At 46.4% G+C, this 16296-nt stretch carries 16 protein-coding genes and 1 pseudogene; 7 read left to right on the forward strand and 10 right to left on the reverse strand.

Annotated features, from left to right (window positions below; genetic code table 11):
• Positions 1–12 precede the first annotated feature (12 nt).
• Positions 13–459, reverse strand: coding sequence for a NanQ anomerase/TabA/YiaL family protein (locus BHV73_RS07265; protein ID WP_009120996.1), 447 nt, complete (start codon positions 457–459; stop codon positions 13–15).
• Positions 460–498: 39 nt separating this feature from the next.
• The gene (locus tag BHV73_RS07270) at positions 499–1164 is read right to left on the reverse strand and encodes a DUF2461 domain-containing protein (RefSeq protein WP_195621205.1); all 666 of its coding nucleotides are present in this window, start codon (positions 1162–1164) and stop codon (positions 499–501) included.
• 298 nt (positions 1165–1462) lie between these two features.
• On the opposite strand from BHV73_RS07270, the gene BHV73_RS07275 reads away from it, so the two are divergent.
• Positions 1463–1702 (forward strand): DUF6965 family protein, encoded by a 240-nt coding sequence (locus BHV73_RS07275; RefSeq protein ID WP_009120994.1) that lies wholly within the window; start codon positions 1463–1465, stop codon positions 1700–1702.
• Positions 1703–1729: 27 nt separating this feature from the next.
• Here the strand turns inward: BHV73_RS07275 and BHV73_RS07280 are convergent, their stop codons facing one another.
• The 4 genes from BHV73_RS07280 to BHV73_RS07295 form a co-directional block, all read right to left on the reverse strand.
• Positions 1730–3427, reverse strand: coding sequence for an alpha-amylase family protein (locus tag BHV73_RS07280; protein ID WP_022219154.1), 1698 nt, complete (start codon positions 3425–3427; stop codon positions 1730–1732).
• Positions 3428–3454: 27 nt separating this feature from the next.
• The gene (locus BHV73_RS07285) at positions 3455–4264 is read right to left on the reverse strand and encodes a patatin-like phospholipase family protein (protein WP_009120992.1); all 810 of its coding nucleotides are present in this window, start codon (positions 4262–4264) and stop codon (positions 3455–3457) included.
• Positions 4265–4351: 87 nt separating this feature from the next.
• Positions 4352–4747 carry a phosphoribosyltransferase gene (locus tag BHV73_RS07290; protein WP_195621206.1) on the reverse strand — a complete coding sequence of 132 codons (396 nt, stop codon included), beginning with the start codon at positions 4745–4747 and terminating at the stop codon, positions 4352–4354.
• Positions 4748–4759: 12 nt separating this feature from the next.
• Positions 4760–5881: a DUF362 domain-containing protein gene (locus BHV73_RS07295; RefSeq protein ID WP_195621212.1), complete on the reverse strand. Its 1122-nt coding sequence runs from the start codon at positions 5879–5881 to the stop codon at positions 4760–4762.
• A gap of 438 nt (positions 5882–6319) precedes the next feature.
• On the opposite strand from BHV73_RS07295, the gene BHV73_RS07300 reads away from it, so the two are divergent.
• The 6 genes and pseudogenes from BHV73_RS07300 (at position 6320) to BHV73_RS07320 (ending at position 12984) form a co-directional block, all read left to right on the forward strand.
• Entirely contained in the window at positions 6320–7579 is a 1260-nt protein-coding gene (locus tag BHV73_RS07300; RefSeq protein WP_229116267.1) for a DUF3575 domain-containing protein, read from the forward strand.
• Positions 7576–7866 (forward strand): DUF5119 domain-containing protein, encoded by a 291-nt coding sequence (locus BHV73_RS14745; RefSeq protein WP_502686887.1) that lies wholly within the window; start codon positions 7576–7578, stop codon positions 7864–7866. The genes BHV73_RS07300 and BHV73_RS14745 overlap by 4 nt, the downstream gene beginning before the upstream one ends.
• Before the next feature lie 15 nt (positions 7867–7881).
• Positions 7882–8643 (forward strand): annotated as a pseudogene (locus tag BHV73_RS07305) (DUF5119 domain-containing protein); the annotation flags it as partial.
• Between the two features lie 75 nt (positions 8644–8718).
• Positions 8719–9993: a fimbrillin family protein gene (locus BHV73_RS07310; protein WP_195621222.1), complete on the forward strand. Its 1275-nt coding sequence runs from the start codon at positions 8719–8721 to the stop codon at positions 9991–9993.
• A gap of 154 nt (positions 9994–10147) precedes the next feature.
• Positions 10148–11200 (forward strand): fimbrillin family protein, encoded by a 1053-nt coding sequence (locus BHV73_RS07315; RefSeq protein WP_195621224.1) that lies wholly within the window; start codon positions 10148–10150, stop codon positions 11198–11200.
• Between the two features lie 83 nt (positions 11201–11283).
• Entirely contained in the window at positions 11284–12984 is a 1701-nt protein-coding gene (locus BHV73_RS07320) for a fimbrillin family protein (protein WP_195621226.1), read from the forward strand.
• Here the strand turns inward: BHV73_RS07320 and thiD are convergent.
• From thiD to thiH, 4 genes are read right to left on the reverse strand one after another with little or no spacing between them, the layout of a single operon-like run.
• Complete coding sequence (gene thiD, locus BHV73_RS07325) at positions 12981–13781, reverse strand: bifunctional hydroxymethylpyrimidine kinase/phosphomethylpyrimidine kinase (RefSeq protein ID WP_195621233.1); 801 nt, start codon at positions 13779–13781, stop codon at positions 12981–12983. The genes BHV73_RS07320 and thiD overlap by 4 nt on opposite strands.
• A 29-nt stretch (positions 13782–13810) precedes the next feature.
• Positions 13811–14404, reverse strand: coding sequence for a thiamine phosphate synthase (locus BHV73_RS07330; RefSeq protein ID WP_118468739.1), 594 nt, complete (start codon positions 14402–14404; stop codon positions 13811–13813).
• 25 nt (positions 14405–14429) lie between these two features.
• On the reverse strand, positions 14430–15125 hold the full coding sequence (locus tag BHV73_RS07335) for a HesA/MoeB/ThiF family protein (RefSeq protein ID WP_195621234.1): 696 nt from the start codon (positions 15123–15125) through the stop codon (positions 14430–14432).
• 30 nt (positions 15126–15155) lie between these two features.
• Positions 15156–16283, reverse strand: a complete 1128-nt coding sequence (gene thiH / locus BHV73_RS07340; RefSeq protein WP_195621235.1) for a 2-iminoacetate synthase ThiH — start codon at positions 16281–16283, stop codon at positions 15156–15158.
• Between the last annotated feature and the right edge of the window lie 13 nt (positions 16284–16296).

Here is a 16296-nt window from a genome sequence, read left to right on the forward strand (position 1 = left end):
GGATATTTGATATTATGCTTTAACTTTCACAATTACTTTTTTCACGCCGTCCGGAGTGATACCGGGAGCATGTCCGTCTTGTGGGAAGAAAATGGCAAACATACCAGGTTTTACTTCGATATAGCTTTCCGCCAGACCGGCAAAGAAAGTAATATCCTTTTCCGCGTTGTAAGGAGCATCGGCCGGAACGCAGTCTTTGGCAGCGGTATACCCCATTAATTCGGTTCCTGATAGAGGTATCTGGATGTCAATAAAGTCTCTGTGAGTTTCCAGCTTGGCATCTTCTTTTGCTTTCGGTTTGGTTTGCGCTACATTTACAAGCAAATCTTTACCTTTGAGCTCGGTTTTTCCCACTTCCAAAGCGTTTAAGTCGTGCGATTTCAAAAACTCGATGGCCTGTGCGAATAAAGGATTCAGCGAAGCGTATTTCTCTATGTTTTCAAGTCTGTCTACTACCATAATTCAAATATTTTTTAGTTAGTTATAAATAGGTAATTATTATTCAAAGTCGTCTATTGTGTAATTCACAAAGTCGGAAAAACGTTTCATCTGCTTGAAGACGTCATCTGTACGCTCCAGAAAGTCGGGAGCCAGAAAGAAGTTGTCAGGCTGATAACAAGTAACGGTGTATTCCTTACATTGCAGATACTTCAGGTATGGATAATCTTTTGGGAAACCTTTCGGGGCCGTCTTTAGAAAATTCTCTCCGATAACGGGAAAGTATTGCTTGAAAGCAGGATCCTCGACAATCCCCCGAAATTCATCCATATTATCATAAACAGCCTGTCTCAGGGCTTTCAGCAAGGGAGAGGGCGGACAATAGCTGCCACCCGCCAAGAGGCAGTTTCCCGGTTGCAGATGAACATAGTATCCGCAGTGGTCTGATTTCTTCCCTTTGGCATTGATGTAGCCGCCGAAATGATTTTTATAAGGCGTTTTGTCTTCCGTAAAGCGTGTATCCCGGTAGATGCGGTATGTGCAGTCCCTGGCTTCGATGCCACGAACACTTTCGTCAAACAATGAGATACGGGAGATAATAACTGTCAGCAGGTTCTCAAACTCGTTCCGGGCATTTTCATACTGTTCCCGGTGAGCATTGAACCATTCACGATTGTTGTTGGCGGATAGTTCTTTCAGAAATTGAAATATAACAGGGATGTTCATATCATATAAATCCTTATTTCTGCCAAATTTACGGATAATATTTCTAACATGCTACAAACAGACGTAAAAAAAAGCATCGGCTCTGGTAAACCGATGCTCCTTACACATTTATCAATCAAACAGACGCCTCTGTTTTTTGATGTACTTACTTATCACAAGCGGGTACGTCTCTTTTAATTAATCTTATATCTAATACTATGAAAAACACATTTATATAACATTACACTTTCAGATTTTGTTCATGGGGGTAAGCATATCTTTAGCAATTGTTATATCTTTGCACGAAAATATGTGAAATATGAAAGAGTATAAATACGACGAAGAAAGCGTTAACGCTCTGATAGAGTGGACTAAAACGGCGTCATTCCCCGAACAGGTCATGCTAAGCGAAGCGGAGAATATATTTGATGTGAAAAGGTATGTACAGGCCAATCTGAGCGATATAGCCGCTCATTATCCGGATGAATTCTATAATCCGGCCATCACCCGCCTGTATCAATTAAAGGATAAGATGGAAGGTAAAGATAATGCAGAGTGATTGGGTTCACCCTGCATTATCTATCTTTTATAGTTTTATTTTGAGAATCTTGCCGCTGCATCCCTCTACGGATACTTCCGTTGCCTTATAGGGCAATAGGCTTATTTTTTCTTCCTTACCGGTCAATAAGTCCACGGCCTGATATTGGTCCATCTGCGGTATTTGCAGAAAATCGAAAGCATGGGAAGGAATATTGATTGCAAGGTCGGCCGATATATGGTCGAAGTTCACGACAAACAGCAATAAATCCCGTCCGAACTTACGCAGGAAAGTATATTGCCTATGTTCGTTGAAGCGCCAGCCGTTGACGTTGGCATACATCAAATCAAAAAAGTCTCCTTGCGCAATCGCCTTTTCCTCGTTGCATAACGTCAATATGCGTTGATAGACACTATACAAATGTTTCTGATTTTCCGTCAGCATCTTCCCGTCGAATTTCCCGCCATTGCGCCAGCGACGGATAGTATCTACACTCCAATAATCAAAGATAGTGGTACGTCCGTCCCTGCCGCTGAATCCTTCGCTATCCATACCCAGTTCGCCGAACTCCTGTCCGAAATAAATCATCATGGGATTTACATTCATACAAGCCGATACGATAAGGGCGGGAATAGCCTTGCGCGGATTACTCGCAAAGAAATCGGAAGCGATACGCTGCTCATCATGGTTTTCCAGGAAATTCAACATCCGTTTTTCTATTCCACCCAGACTTTGCCATGCCCGTGTAATGGCGGTAGCGGACTCGTTGCCGCAAACTATCGCGCGGAGCGTGTCATATAATCCCACTTTGTCATAGAGATAATCAAATTTTCCGCGAAACAGATAGTTGCCGTATTCTTTCGGATTGTATACCTCGGCGATAAAGAGTAGGGCGGGGTACTTGGCCTTTACCTGCGGAATAGCCCATTCCCAAAACTCAACGGGAACCATTTCCGCCATATCGCAGCGGAAGCCGTCGATATTCTTATCCGCCCAAAACAGCAGAATGTCCAGCATTTTGGTCCATGTATCGGGAACGGGATTGAAATGACAGGTACCGCCATTCTGATAATCCACGCCATAATTTAGTTTGACCGTTTCGTACCAGTCGTTGATGTTAGGATACGCATCGAAACGGTTGTTACCCGTAGCCTTGGCGGGAAACTCTTTATAAGGTTCGGCGGCAGCGCCTTTCATGTCGAATTGTCCATGCAGTTCCGACTGCGGAATATAATAGAAGTTATTATAAGGACTGAACGCATAGTTCGTATCATCGTTTGCTCCCAACTGGGAAGTACCGTCCGGCTGCATATCCGAATGGTATTGACGTGCCACATGATTGGGTACGAAATCTATGATTACCTTCAGTCCGCTGCGATGCGTACGTTGCACCAGATTTTCAAATTCCTTCATACGTTCGGGAACATCTTTCGCCAAATCAGGGTCTACATCATAATAGTCCTTTATGGCGTAGGGCGAACCGGCCTTACCCTTTACGATAGCCGGATGGTCGGGCTGGATATTATAGCGACGGTAATCCGTTTGCGTTGCGTGTTCAATGATACCTGTATACCAAATGTGGGTAGCACCCAGTTTTTTGATTTCTCCTAATGCCTTGGCGGTGAAATCCGCCATCTTGCCGCATCCGTTTTCGGCGATACTGCCGTTATTGATGCAGTGGTTATTGTTGTTTCCGAATAATCGGGTAAACACTTGATAAATAATCAGTTTTTTTTCGTCGCTCATTGCTTGTTATTTAGAGAATGGTTATTTTTATTCTTTCCATATGGTGCCTTTTTCTATTTGCAGGCGTTCAAGTATGTCGTTGGTGGCATTGTATCCCTGCATAAATATCTCTTCCGCCTTTTCCAGCTCCCGGTTGCTGTAACCGTCCAGATTATAAGGCTCTATCAACAGGTCGGCTTTTTCCCGTTCGGGAAACGAGTTGGAGCGGAACATGAAGTTGTACGAACGCAAGGCTACACTTACGATATTCATTTTGTACTTAGGCGCCATTAAAGGGCTGACATTGATTGCCACAACCTTTTCGCATACCCGCCGAATGGTAGTTACAGGCAGGTTCATCAGCAAGCCGCCGTCCACGTAATACGTCTCGTCTATCTTTACGGGCGCAAACAGTACAGGCATACAGCAAGATGCGGCTACACGCTCCGCGATATCCCCTTTATGAAAATGCGCAAGACGCCCGTGGTCCAAATCCGTAGCGGTGATAATCAACGGCAATTTCAGCTCTTCCAGCTTTTTCGCCTTCAGGTTGCTTTTCAGGAAGTCTTTGAATTCACTAAGCTCAAACAAGCCCACTTTGGGAATAACCAGTTTCGTTAAATCCTGGAATTTATGCCCGGCAAAATAATCCAATACTTTATGGGGCTCGTTACCGTCCGCATAAAAAACACCGGCCAGCGCACCTGCGCTGACACCGGAAATTATGTCGGGCTTAATATCGTGTTCCAATAAAGCCTGCATGGCTCCTAAATGGGCAAAACCCTTAATGAAACCGCCGCTCAGGGCATAACCGATAGAATATTTGTTTGAGAACCAGTTGTTCGTTACTACTTCCATGTTGTTAAAATCTACTGTTTTTGTTCGGTACGAAATTAGTTATTTTATCGTAGTAAGAAAGGAAAATAGTAGAAAAATGTTCATTTATTATAGTATCCACGGGAATTTGAAACACGTTTCATCAAACAATGCATAGTCGGCCGTACCGTTTACCGCAAAGGTTTTGATGCTGCGCGCCTCTTTCAGCAATTCACGCGCCAGCTTTATGGTAGACCCCGTTTTTATGCGGTCGTCCACCAGTAAAATGCTCTTTCCCTTGAAATCAAAATCAACGGGAGCCAGCAATTGCGGAGTATCGTATTTAGGATGTTGGTATTCGTCCCTCAAATTGATGCGCAGCAGGTGCACTTCTTTTTGTAAACGCTGATTGATGATGCCGGCCGGAACAATACCGCCATTGGCAATAGCTACAATCATATCAAAATTATCGTGGAACTCGATCGTGCGGAAACGCTCCAGCACTTCTTCCATTGTTTTTGCCATAAGTAATGCGGTTTATATTTTTATCAACTCGTAATTCATTGTTCCCAAGCCTATTTTTTCGGCATGACGCAATCCGGCAAGCCAGTCCGTATCGGGATGTATCATGTGGAATTTGTCGCAGCCGCACAAGTCTTCGTGCTCGTGTTTCTTGGCAAGCACATTATCGCTGTGCAGTACGGGAGCCTGAATCACCAAATCCGCGCAAGCCTTATCCAGCGCTACGGGGTCTGCCGACGCCAGCATGCCGAGGTCGGGAATGATGGCGGCATCATTATGGTTCCAGCAATCGCATTCCGGCGATACGTTCATAATGAAACTGATGTGGAAGTGCGGCTTGTCTTTCAGTACGGCAACGGAATATTCCGCTATTTTGTAGTTCAGACGTTCGGACGTATCCCAGTCGCTTACTACGGCAGCGTCATGCTGGCATAGGGCTACGCATTGTCCGCATCCCACACATTTTGCATAGTCTATTTCCGCTTTACGTCCGGCGTTCAGATGTATGGCGTCATGGGCGCAATGCTTTACGCATATATTGCATCCGATGCAGTTTTCGATATCCACCTTGGGCTGAGATGAAGCGTGCAATTCCAGTTTACCGCCTACGCTGGCGCATCCCATTCCAAGATTTTTCAGAGCGCCGCCAAATCCGGCCTGCTCATGTCCTTTAAAGTGATTCATGCTGATAATGATATCGGCATCGGCAATGGCGGTACCTATCTTGGGAGCAGGGCAGTATTCCCCGTCTATCGGTATTTCCCTGTAATCCGTACCCTTCAGCCCGTCGGCAATAATCACCTGACATTGGGCGGATATAGGATTGAAACCGTTCTCCATGGCGCTCTGCAAATGGTCTACCGCATTGGAGCGACGTCCGGAATACAACGTATTGCAATCCGTCAGAAAAGGTTTGGCTCCGAAACTGCGGAGCAGGTTGGCCATGCGTGCGGCATAATTAGGACGGATATACGCCAAATTACCCGGTTCTCCGAAATGTATCTTGATAGCGGTAAAACTGTCTTTCAAAGGAAGTTGTCCGATGCCTGCACGTTTAAGCAGACGTTCCATCTTGTCTAAAAGATTAGAGGTGGGAGAGGTGCGTAAGTCTGAAAAATATACTTTGGCTTTTTCCATATATATACCTATATTAATTTAGTGATTATTTCTGCAAAATTAACAGATAAAATTAAATAATGATAGGGACATGGCAGAAAAAAAGAGATAGCCTTATAAAAATCAGACAGAATGAAAACCCGATTATCAACTTTTGTTTGAAGTTATGAAGATAATTTATCAATTTTCCTTTGGAAATATAAAAATAATTACCAACTTTACCCCCTGAATCTTCTACTGCCCAATAAAAAGACGGTAAGAAAAGCACAATAACATGCTACCTGTATGCAAACAAACAGCTATTGCCGTGTTACATGATATTCTTTTGGATGATACCCTGCAACCAGCACACTACCTTTTCCCAAGGGGAGAGAGGCAAATATCGTACCGTCCGCTACCGGGCATATACCGGCAATCTGCAAACCGCCGTACATCATAATGAACATAAAGACAAGAACCATGAGACGGGGAGCAGTCTGTTGCGGGCTGCTTTTCATCCTGCTTTCCTACGGTTATGCAGGGCAACGGACAGAAACGGACATCTCCGGCAGGCCATTCATGCTCTATTTCCGTTTCGACAAGGCAATGGTAGATAGCGGATATCTGGATAATGGCCGGACGCTGCACCATTTGGAAGAAATCCTTGCCGACTGCCGGCTGTGCGAACGAATCGATTCCATAAACATCCTTTCTTTCGCCTCTCCCGATGGTGACCATAGTTATAACGAACGGCTCACACACCGACGTTCGATAGCAGTAAAAGGCTATTTGGTATGGAAATATCCGCACCTTGACCAGTACCGTATTCATTCTCGCCCGCAAGGAGAGAACTGGCGGGAACTGCGTCGGCTGATTGTTGCCGACGAGCACCTGCCCAACCGGGAAGAAGTGCTGCAAATACTCGACCGTCACAAAGATACCGAGAATTGCAAGATACTATTGAAGAAGTTGAATGGGGGAATTCCTTATAGCTATATCTACAACCGGATGTTACGTTACCTACGCAATGCCGCTGTATGTATGATATGGATAAAACCCGACAGCATGCCAACAAACAAGGTAGCAAAGATATCCCGGCAACGGCAACTTCATGTATCAGCCGAGGGATACAAAACCGGATACGAATACAGAACACCATATCCGCAGAAACTGCCGGAAGCCACATTCCACCGCCATCCACTGTTTGCCCTGAAAACTAATATGCTGTTCGACGCCATACTGATACCTAATATAGAAATAGAAGTACCGATAGGCAAACGCTGGTCAGTGAATGGAGAATACATGTTCCCATGGTGGCTACTCAAAAGTAACCGGTACTGCCTTGAAATCCTTTCGGGAGGCTTGGAAGGAAGATATTGGCTGGGGAGCGCTCAGAACCGGGAACAGCGTGAAGTACTGACCGGACATTTCGTCGGACTATATGCCGGTGGTGGCGAATACGACCTTCAATGGAAAGAGGGCGGCTATCAGGGCGAATTCTTCATTGCGGCAGGCCTTAGCTACGGCTGGGCAACTCGTATCACCCGAAACCTCCACCTGGAATTCAATATCGGAATAGGCTTGTTACGTACGAATTATCGGCACTACCACGCCCAGGACAACTATCGTACCCTGATGTGGCAGGAAAACGGAAACTATACATGGTTTGGTCCTACAAAAGCCAAAATCTCACTGGTATGGTTATTGAACCGCAAAATGAAGAAAGGAGGCGTGGAATGAAGTGCGGGAAGAAATTGATAAACAACGGACAGACTGTACCGGCATTTATCAGGATGCGGAAGTGGATATTTCTGTATCTGCTGTTTCTCCTGGCAGGTTGTGAACGCCGTGAACTCACTTATTATAATACGGCTGAAATTATCCTGACCGTCGATTGGAGCCAGTCCGGGCTGAACAATTCAGAAGAAGCGGCATACGGCGCTAGCGCCATATTCTATCCGGTAGATGGGGGAGAGCCCAAAATTTTCCTGTTGGGCAATTACTCGCAGGAAACCGTGCGGTTATAGCAAGGAGTTTATAATGTAATCGTTTTTAATCGCTCCTTTACGGATTTCAGCAATATCGCTTTCCGTGGTGGTGACAGGTATGAAACGTTGGAAGCCTACAACAAAAAGACGGAAACACGGACAGCGGGAAAGAAAGGCGTACATACCGTCATTGCCCCTCCCGAAAAACTGGCAGCGGCAACGGCGACCGACTTTGCCGTGACACAAGATATGCTCGGCAACTACACACGGACAACCACCACTGGCAAAGCGGCATACCAAACTGCGGCAGACGACGAAAACCATACTCTGCACCTCATTCCGCAGAAACGCACTTCCGAAGTAGTAACGTTAATCCGCGTGAAAGGACTGAACAATATCCGTTCCGCCATCTGCCGACTGGACGGTATATCGGAATCTGTGTTTCTTGCTACGGGAGAGGTGTCGGCACAGAGCATATCGCAGGAGTTTGCACTTACCAATCCGGTGTTCGATGAAAACTCATCCTGTAACGGAACACTTACAGGTACATTCAACGTGTTTGGTATAGACTTCTCCCAAAGCCACCAACTGCACATAGAAGCGCAGTTAGTAGACGGAAAAACGTTTTTTACAGGCGATTATGACAATGTGCAGATAACGGAGAAAGACAACGGTGAAGGTGTCGTTACTATCTATGTGGAAGCGACAACCGACAGGATACCCGATGTAGAACCTGACGGCACATCCGGTTCAGGATTCGATGTAGATGTAGACGGCTGGGGAAACGAAGTGGATACCGATGTACCGCTGCAATGATACACCAGCGAATAAGCAATGAAGATTAGATATAGCAGATTATTAAAAATAAACCGTAATTAAAAAATTAGAGAAATGAGAACTATCAATGTTACAACGGTATTGCTTGTTGCCTTACAGATAATGGGTTGCTCGCAGAATGAAGTGACGGAAGTCAGTCCGGATATACATCCGCAAATGACATTCGGAGTATACACCGGAACCTCCACCCGCGGGGTAGACACGGACAACACCAGTATACTGGAAAGCCCGGATGCTTCCGATAAATACGGCGGCTTCGGCATTATGGGATACTTTACCGGAAGCCAGAAGTGGGAGGATGCCAAAGCAACCACCGCCCCAGGCTTCATGCACAACCAAAAGGTTGCATGGAATAGTAGTGAAAACGCATGGACTTACAGCCCTACCAAGTACTGGCCCAACAACAAGAACGACAAGATTTCTTTCTTTGCCTACGCACCGTATGAAAGCGCATGGCAGAGTGGAACGAAAGCAGGCGTCATAGTATGCGATGCCACAACAAAAGGTATTCCTTATATTACTTTCACACTCAAAGAGGGAGACGATCTTCCCAAGATGGTAGACCTCGTGGTTGCCGATAAGACCGATCAGCAATACACTGACGCCAATGGCGGTAAAGTGAGTTTCCAGTTCAACCATACGCTTGCCCGTGTTTCCTTCAAGGCCAAATTGGGTGATGGCGAATTCACCGGTATGGACGGAGACGAAAGTTTCGTCTACATTACCGAGATGTGGATTGTAGGACGAAATCATGGCACAACGGCAGCAGACGGTAATATGTCGCTACTCAACGCTTCAGCGCCCAGCAACAGTAACTCCAGGTTCTATACCACTGCAACATGGAAGGAACTGCACTGGAACTACGATAATGCCGTTATTCCCGAGAAAGATTTCAGCCTGAAAGCCATGCTGAAAACAACAGACGGCAGCATTACGGAATCGAATCCTACCGATGGACATGACAAGACGATTTCAGGAGTAAAGATCACCGAAGCGTCGCAAACCAATCCGGTTTCCCTATTCCCCGACAAACAGCATCTCTACCTGATTCCCATAGGCGACACGAATGTCAATCCGGATAGCGGAAGCGGTTGTGCCGACGGAGATATTCAGATAGGTTTCCACTATGATATCGTGAGCAAGGACAAAACAAACAGCAACCAATATATTGCCAGCCATGCCGAATCGGTAATCAAACTCCCCGTAGGACACTTGAAACGTCAGAAAACATATCAATACACGCTTACTATCAATCTGCACGCTATTACCATTAATGAGGTTAAGGTAGATACATGGGGCACTGAAGTAACGGAATCTCCGGTAGAATAATCCCACCCGTTTCCCTGTGAAGAAACGGATATAATGAAAGGCCGGACGAGGTTGAATGTTCCTTCTCCGGTCACCAGCAAAGAAAAGACATCATACGGAACGAGAGGCATAAACAGAAGAAAGCGAGAAGCATAAACGAAAGAAAACAAGAAGCATGAACGGAAAAACAAGATATATCGGAATAAGAAAACTGCGTAGTTGGCTGCTTGCAGTACCTTTGTTGCTGGGAGCTTGTTCCGGAGAGGACGTTACGGACGGTTTACCGCAAGGCAACACTCCCATAGACTTCGATAGCGGTACGCCGGAAACTAAGGCGATAGCAGGATATGCCACCGATACCGATCCGGTAAACATAGGCGTCTTCGCCTACCTCACACGCGGAAATTTCGACGAAAGCACCGCAACGCCTAATTGCATGTACAACCAGCTCGTTAGCAGGCAAACAGACGGCAGTTGGTATTATACCCCCGTCAAATACTGGCCTAACAGCCAGGTAACGGAACGAATCAGCTTCTTTGCATATGCCCCTTATACCGATGGAACGGGCGGCAACCTCTCTTTTCAAGGCAAAGAAACGGCAAGTGGATTTCCGATATTGAGCTATACCGTACCCCAGACAGAGAGCCGGCAGATAGATTTGCTCGCAGCGCCTCCGGTGATGAACCGGAATAGCGGCAATATAAGCTTCATACTGTACCATACCCTGACTAAAATCAATATTTACATAAAAAGCAAGGACGATACAACCGGAAAGTCAGTAACAGCATTCTCCATTACAGGAATGAAAAGCGGCATACTGACCTACCGTACCGCCACCACCGGCAACGTTAAAGGCTGGCAATGGAGCTATCCGCAGTCCGGCGAACTGGCTACCTTTACCGCCGACGCAACGAATTTCCCCGTATCCGATACCGTTGCGGAAGAAAAGAAACTGCTTGCCACCTTCTTCCTGCTTCCCAATGCAACGGGCAGTGAGTTCAGCATCACTTACCAATACACGGAGAAAGATAAGAACAACAATACGACCGTCCAAAGCATTAAAATGGAACATCAGGCCTTTCCATCTACCGATAACTGGCTTCCGGGAACTTCGGTAGGCTACACTATCGGCATTGCAAGAAAAGCCATTTCGGTAACACCGGAAGATAGCGCCGTGTTGTGGGAAGACGATACCGCCACCGAAATCGTAACCGGAACAGAAGGTTGAACGAAAAGCCGATTGTTCCGGCAGATAAGTAGAAACTTTCCTAAAAAGCATTGATATTGAAACAAGAAACTATTAAAAGGTATATGAAATCATTCACCGCCATAATCTTTTGGAGCATTCTATTGGTTTGCAGCGCATGTACCGATGACAACGATACGGACACCGGCAAAGGTACGAACTATCCCGACGGCATACCCCTTACCGTACGTACCACGACTATCGGCTTCGAGGTTCCCTCCGGTTCCGGACAGCCTTCCACACGTGCTTCGGCAGCAGATAAGCATCTTCATCCCGAATTCGTCGACAACGACAAGATTGGCATATTCGCTGTAAAAGACGGAGTGATACTGAACGACATCGACAATGTACCATTCGCATATAAGGTATCGGACAATAGTTGGAACCTGGTAGAGGGTGGTAAAACCCTCTATTGGTATAGTGGAGTAAGCTACATCGCCTACTATCCGTACAAAGAAAATATCGCGATAGACCCCTCGCTAAGTACGGACGATATTACTGCCTCGCTGGCAAAGAACGAAAAATTGCAGCCGGCAAAAGACCAGTCCTCAGTGCAAGAGTATGCCGCCAGCGACCTAATGATTGCTACCGGTACACCAGACACCTCCAATCCTTCCCAAATTGTATTGAACTTGCAGTTCAAGCATCAGTTTACCCTATTGGTAGTGCATCCACAGGCATACATAGGTTGCTATGCGCCCAAAGATGCAGGTTTCGTGTATCACCAAGAATCCAGAATCTTGGATACGGACTCACTGGCAAGGAGTGTAAGCCTGAACGGTGTTACCCCTTGCCAAGTCGATTCCATGAGATATTGCGCCATCGTCCTGCCGCAAGAAAACTCAAAGATTTCCGGCAACTATACAACCACCCACGGCATAAGCAATGAGCGGAAAAAGATAAATTATTCCGGTAGTTCCACCGCTTTTGCCCCCGGCAAGTGCTATACTCTGAAAGTAATCAGCCCTATACCCGGCAGGGGGAGTACGGAGCGTAAACTTTATCCCGGTGATTTCGTGTTTCAGAATGAAACCGAGAAACGAATAGAAGTACATCCCGGAAACAGTTCGTTGGACGAAAACGGGAAAATATACGATTATCAAAATGCAATAGGAATGGTTATTACCTGCTCTCCCGACAGAATGACGGATTCGGAATGCAACGCAGAAGGTTGGAACCATGCCTATGTAATGGGATTGAAGAATTTAGGAGTTGCATTGTGGGGAGTCAACAATCAAATGGCGGAAGATATCCCGGCAATGACACAGTATGATAAAATCGAGGATAACATGAACGGTTTTTCTGAAACGCGACAGCTATTATTAGGTAAAGCCGGTCTTGCTACTAATTATGTTTCTACTACTATTGCAAGCCAGCGAAAGAAGGAAGCAGTACCTGAAGGAATCAAACGCAGTCCGTGGTTCCTCCCGAGCATCGGTCAATGGTTCAATATGTTGGAGAATATCGGTGGGAGGTCTCCAAGAGATTTTGGAGACAATACGGCTTTTGGTTTGAATGATTTGAACTGGGGGCAAGAAACATTGGATAAACTGACGGAGCAGCTATCAAAAGTCGGTAGCTCATTACCTGCATTCAAGGACGATTTTCGGCTCGGTTTCAGTTGTAGTTCCCAATACAATGAAACAAGGAGCTGGATGCTACTTTGGCACATTGGCGACCCCGACTATCCCACTTGGGATAGGGTCTGCCTACAAGGATTCAGCAAAAGTTCAGGTTGGAACGTACGCTTGTTCTTCGCATTCTAATCATCAGAAAAGAAATGGCATAAAGGCCCGTTTCCATGCCCTATACGGTGGTCTTTACCATGCACGATAGCCTTACTTATATAGGCTTTAGCCCAGCAGACAGCTTCTTCAAGCCCGTAATAATTAGCAACAAAAGTAGCGATAGCTGAAGAAAGCGTACATCCCGTTCCGTGTAAATTGTGGCTTTCCACTTTTTGCTGTCCGAACAAGCTGATGTTACCGTTATCGTATAGTACATCGCACATTTCATCTCCGGATAAATGACCGCCTTTTACCAATACGGCGCAGTGATAACGGCTTGCCAAAAGATAGGCAGCTCGTTTCATCTCCTCCACATCCGTTATGGAATGCGACAAAAGCAGGGAAGCTTCGCTCAAATTAGGGGTTATCAGGGAACAAAGCGGAAAAAGCTCTTCCTGAATAACGCGTACCGTATCTTCCGTCATCAACCGACGTCCACTGGTAGATACCATAACAGGGTCATAAACGATGAAGCCGGGACGGTATTTTTGCATACACTCCGCAATGGCGTGCACAATCTCAGCATTATGAACCATACCTATCTTAACAGCGGCAGGCTGTAAATCGTCCATTACAGACTCTGTTTGGGCACGGACAATATCTGCCGGAACGGGGTAGACCGCCTGAACTCCCATTGTATTTTGTACGGTAACGGCAGTAACCACGGAAGCCGCATAACCTTTCAGTGCGGAAATCGTTTTGATATCTGCCTGTATACCTGCACCGCCGGAACAATCAGAACCGGCAATGGTAAGAATGATAGTTGGAGAAAACATACTGGTTATCGGAATTGAGTATTGATAAATTAAAGGACGGAAACGGAGCGGAGCAGAACTTTGAAGTGATTGACAAAGTCCGTTCCCTTCTGCTGCCAGACATCACCCAACAGAGCTACGCCGCCAAATCCCAAAGAACCTATTTCGGACAAACGGTTGGCCGTGACACCACCCAATGCTATTACTTTGGTATCGATAATACCCGCCTGTCGAGCTTTCCGCAAACAGTCAGAGGTAAAGGCGGCGGTATATCCCTCTTTGGAAATACTATTGTATATGGGGCTAAGAAAAACATAATCGCATGCACTCTTATATTTCGTCACTTCTGCCAATGAATGGCACGACCGACTGATATGCCCGATAAATCCTTCCGGGGCTATCGGGTTACGTCCATTCAGATGAATACCCTTTAACTTCCAGGAGGATGCCAGTTGGAAATGGTCGTGAACGACGATGCGTTCCAAATAGCCCGCCGGGAGCCGGAATAGGAGATTTTCCATTTCCTCATAAGACGCACCGGGTTTACGAAGATGAAGAATTTCGAGCCCGGCATCGAACAGTGAAGTGATTGCATCGGCTTCTCCTTCGAAAAAATCCGGCACGGTAATCGTTATTAGTTTCATACAGTTTAGAGAGTATTAATGTTGTCTACAATGAAAGAACGAACGATTGCATGGTTCTTAAATCCACAGTCCATAATTTCCCTGCCAAGACCTCGCCGTAGCCGCAAATGAGCTTCAGCGTTTCACTCGCTTCCACACTGCCTACGATGGCAGGGGTAACACCTACGACGGAGTTGTCGGGAGCGGGCATTTGCAATGTTGCGGTTTCGTCGGGAAACAAATCCCTGTATGTCTTGGGTCGCTCACCGTAACAGAATACGGAAACTTGTCCTTCAAATCCCTGAATAGCGCCGTACACATAAGGCTTGTTCAGCGAGCTGCAACTGTCGCTAATCAGATAACGGGTGGAGAAGTTATCGCATCCGTCTACAATGATGTCATATTCGGCAACCAGACGGCGGGCATTCTCCTGATTGAGACGGAAAGGATAGGCATGTACTTTTACATCACCGTTCAAAGCCTGCAATCTTTGGGCGGCACAGTGTACCTTAGGTTGTCCTACCTCGTTTTCCGTGTACAATATCTGGCGTTGCAGGTTGCTGATACCGACCGTGTCATCGTCCACCAAACCTATTGTACCTACCCCTGCACCTGCAAGATAGAGGGCGACAGGGGAACCAAGTCCGCCTGCGCCTACTATCAGAACTCTTGCCTTATGCAGTTTTTCCTGTCCGTCTTCTCCTATTTCGGGAAGAGAGGTTTGTCTACTGTATCGGGTCATGATGAGAATTATAAGTATAAAGAAAGAGGCTTAAACCCGTTTCAGGTCGAAACTGGCATCCCAGTCTTTCCATACGGGTTCGCGGCCTAAACTTTTTAAGGCTTTGTCCACTTCCACGGCTTTGCGTTCATCGCTGACGTGGAATTGCTCCAATGTCTGCGGATAGCTGTAATATCCGCCCGGTTCCGTCTTGCTTTCCGCGCTCATGGTGGTTACTCCCAGAGTAGCCATGTGATCGCGTATGAAAGCCGGTTCGCGGGTAGAATAGGATATATCCACATCATGGTCGAATATCCGCATGGCGAATGTAACTTGCGCCAGTTCTCGGTCGCTCATAATCACGTTGGGTTGGAAACCACCGTTTTCCGAGGGACGCATGCGCGGGAAGTTGACGCTATACTTTGTTTTCCAGTAATGTTTCTGGAGATAGCGCAAGTGGTATGCCATCATGCAAATATCGGTTCTCCACTCTTTCTCCAAACCGATAAGCACTCCCATACCGATGGAATGTACGCCCGCCTGTCCCATACGGTCAAAGCCGTTGACACGCCATTCGAATTTGGACTTCATGCCGCGCGGGTGATAGATGTTATAGTTTGCCTTATGGTAGGTTTCCTGAAAGCAGATAACGCCGTTCATGCCATGCTCTTTCAGCTCGGCATACTCTTCGGCTTTCAGGGGCATTACCTCAATCTTCAGGTTACTGAAATAAGGCTTTGCCAAATCGAGTGCGCGGGCGATATAGGGAACGCCGGCTTTGACGGGGTTTTCACCCGTAACCAGCAACAGGTTCTCAAAGGGAGCGAGCTTTTTGATAGCCTTGTATTCGTTCACAATTTCCTCTTCCGTCAATATGGTGCGGGGCATGGGATTACTGATATGGAAGCCGCAGTACACGCAGGAGTTGGTACAGGAGTTCGTAATATACAACGGCACAAACATGGAAATCGTTTTGCCGAAACGTTCCTCCGTATACTTTTTGCTTAAACGCGCCATCGTTTCCAGATAGGGGACGGCGGCCGGTGAGATGAGTGCCATAAAGTCCTCTACGTCACAATGTTCTTTGGAAAGGGCACGACGTACGTCCGCATCTGTTTTGGAGTGGATGCGGTCGGTCGTCTCTTCCCAGGATATTTTTTCTAATTCGTCTGAAAACATATAATTCTATTTT

Origin of the sequence: Bacteroides sp. 44_46 (assembly GCF_001915465.1) — a bacterium.
Lineage (GTDB): Bacteria > Bacteroidota > Bacteroidia > Bacteroidales > Bacteroidaceae > Bacteroides > Bacteroides clarus.

Excerpts from the sequence above, each read along its gene's own strand:
- BHV73_RS07265 (WP_009120996.1), bottom strand. The coding sequence starts at position 459 with ATGGTAGTAGACAGACTTGAAAACATAGAGAAATACGCTTCGCTGAAT.
- BHV73_RS07270 (WP_195621205.1), bottom strand. The coding sequence starts at position 1,164 with ATGAACATCCCTGTTATATTTCAATTTCTGAAAGAACTATCCGCCAAC.
- BHV73_RS07275 (WP_009120994.1), top strand. The coding sequence starts at position 1,463 with ATGAAAGAGTATAAATACGACGAAGAAAGCGTTAACGCTCTGATAGAG.
- BHV73_RS07280 (WP_022219154.1), bottom strand. The coding sequence starts at position 3,427 with ATGAGCGACGAAAAAAAACTGATTATTTATCAAGTGTTTACCCGATTA.
- BHV73_RS07285 (WP_009120992.1), bottom strand. The coding sequence starts at position 4,264 with ATGGAAGTAGTAACGAACAACTGGTTCTCAAACAAATATTCTATCGGT.
- BHV73_RS07290 (WP_195621206.1), bottom strand. The coding sequence starts at position 4,747 with ATGGCAAAAACAATGGAAGAAGTGCTGGAGCGTTTCCGCACGATCGAG.
- BHV73_RS07295 (WP_195621212.1), bottom strand. The coding sequence starts at position 5,881 with ATGGAAAAAGCCAAAGTATATTTTTCAGACTTACGCACCTCTCCCACC.
- BHV73_RS07300 (WP_229116267.1), top strand. The coding sequence starts at position 6,320 with ATGAGACGGGGAGCAGTCTGTTGCGGGCTGCTTTTCATCCTGCTTTCC.
- BHV73_RS14745 (WP_502686887.1), top strand. The coding sequence starts at position 7,576 with ATGAAGTGCGGGAAGAAATTGATAAACAACGGACAGACTGTACCGGCA.
- BHV73_RS07310 (WP_195621222.1), top strand. The coding sequence starts at position 8,719 with ATGAGAACTATCAATGTTACAACGGTATTGCTTGTTGCCTTACAGATA.
- BHV73_RS07315 (WP_195621224.1), top strand. The coding sequence starts at position 10,148 with ATGAACGGAAAAACAAGATATATCGGAATAAGAAAACTGCGTAGTTGG.
- BHV73_RS07320 (WP_195621226.1), top strand. The coding sequence starts at position 11,284 with ATGAAATCATTCACCGCCATAATCTTTTGGAGCATTCTATTGGTTTGC.
- thiD (WP_195621233.1), bottom strand. The coding sequence starts at position 13,781 with ATGTTTTCTCCAACTATCATTCTTACCATTGCCGGTTCTGATTGTTCC.
- BHV73_RS07330 (WP_118468739.1), bottom strand. The coding sequence starts at position 14,404 with ATGAAACTAATAACGATTACCGTGCCGGATTTTTTCGAAGGAGAAGCC.
- BHV73_RS07335 (WP_195621234.1), bottom strand. The coding sequence starts at position 15,125 with ATGACCCGATACAGTAGACAAACCTCTCTTCCCGAAATAGGAGAAGAC.
- thiH (WP_195621235.1), bottom strand. The coding sequence starts at position 16,283 with ATGTTTTCAGACGAATTAGAAAAAATATCCTGGGAAGAGACGACCGAC.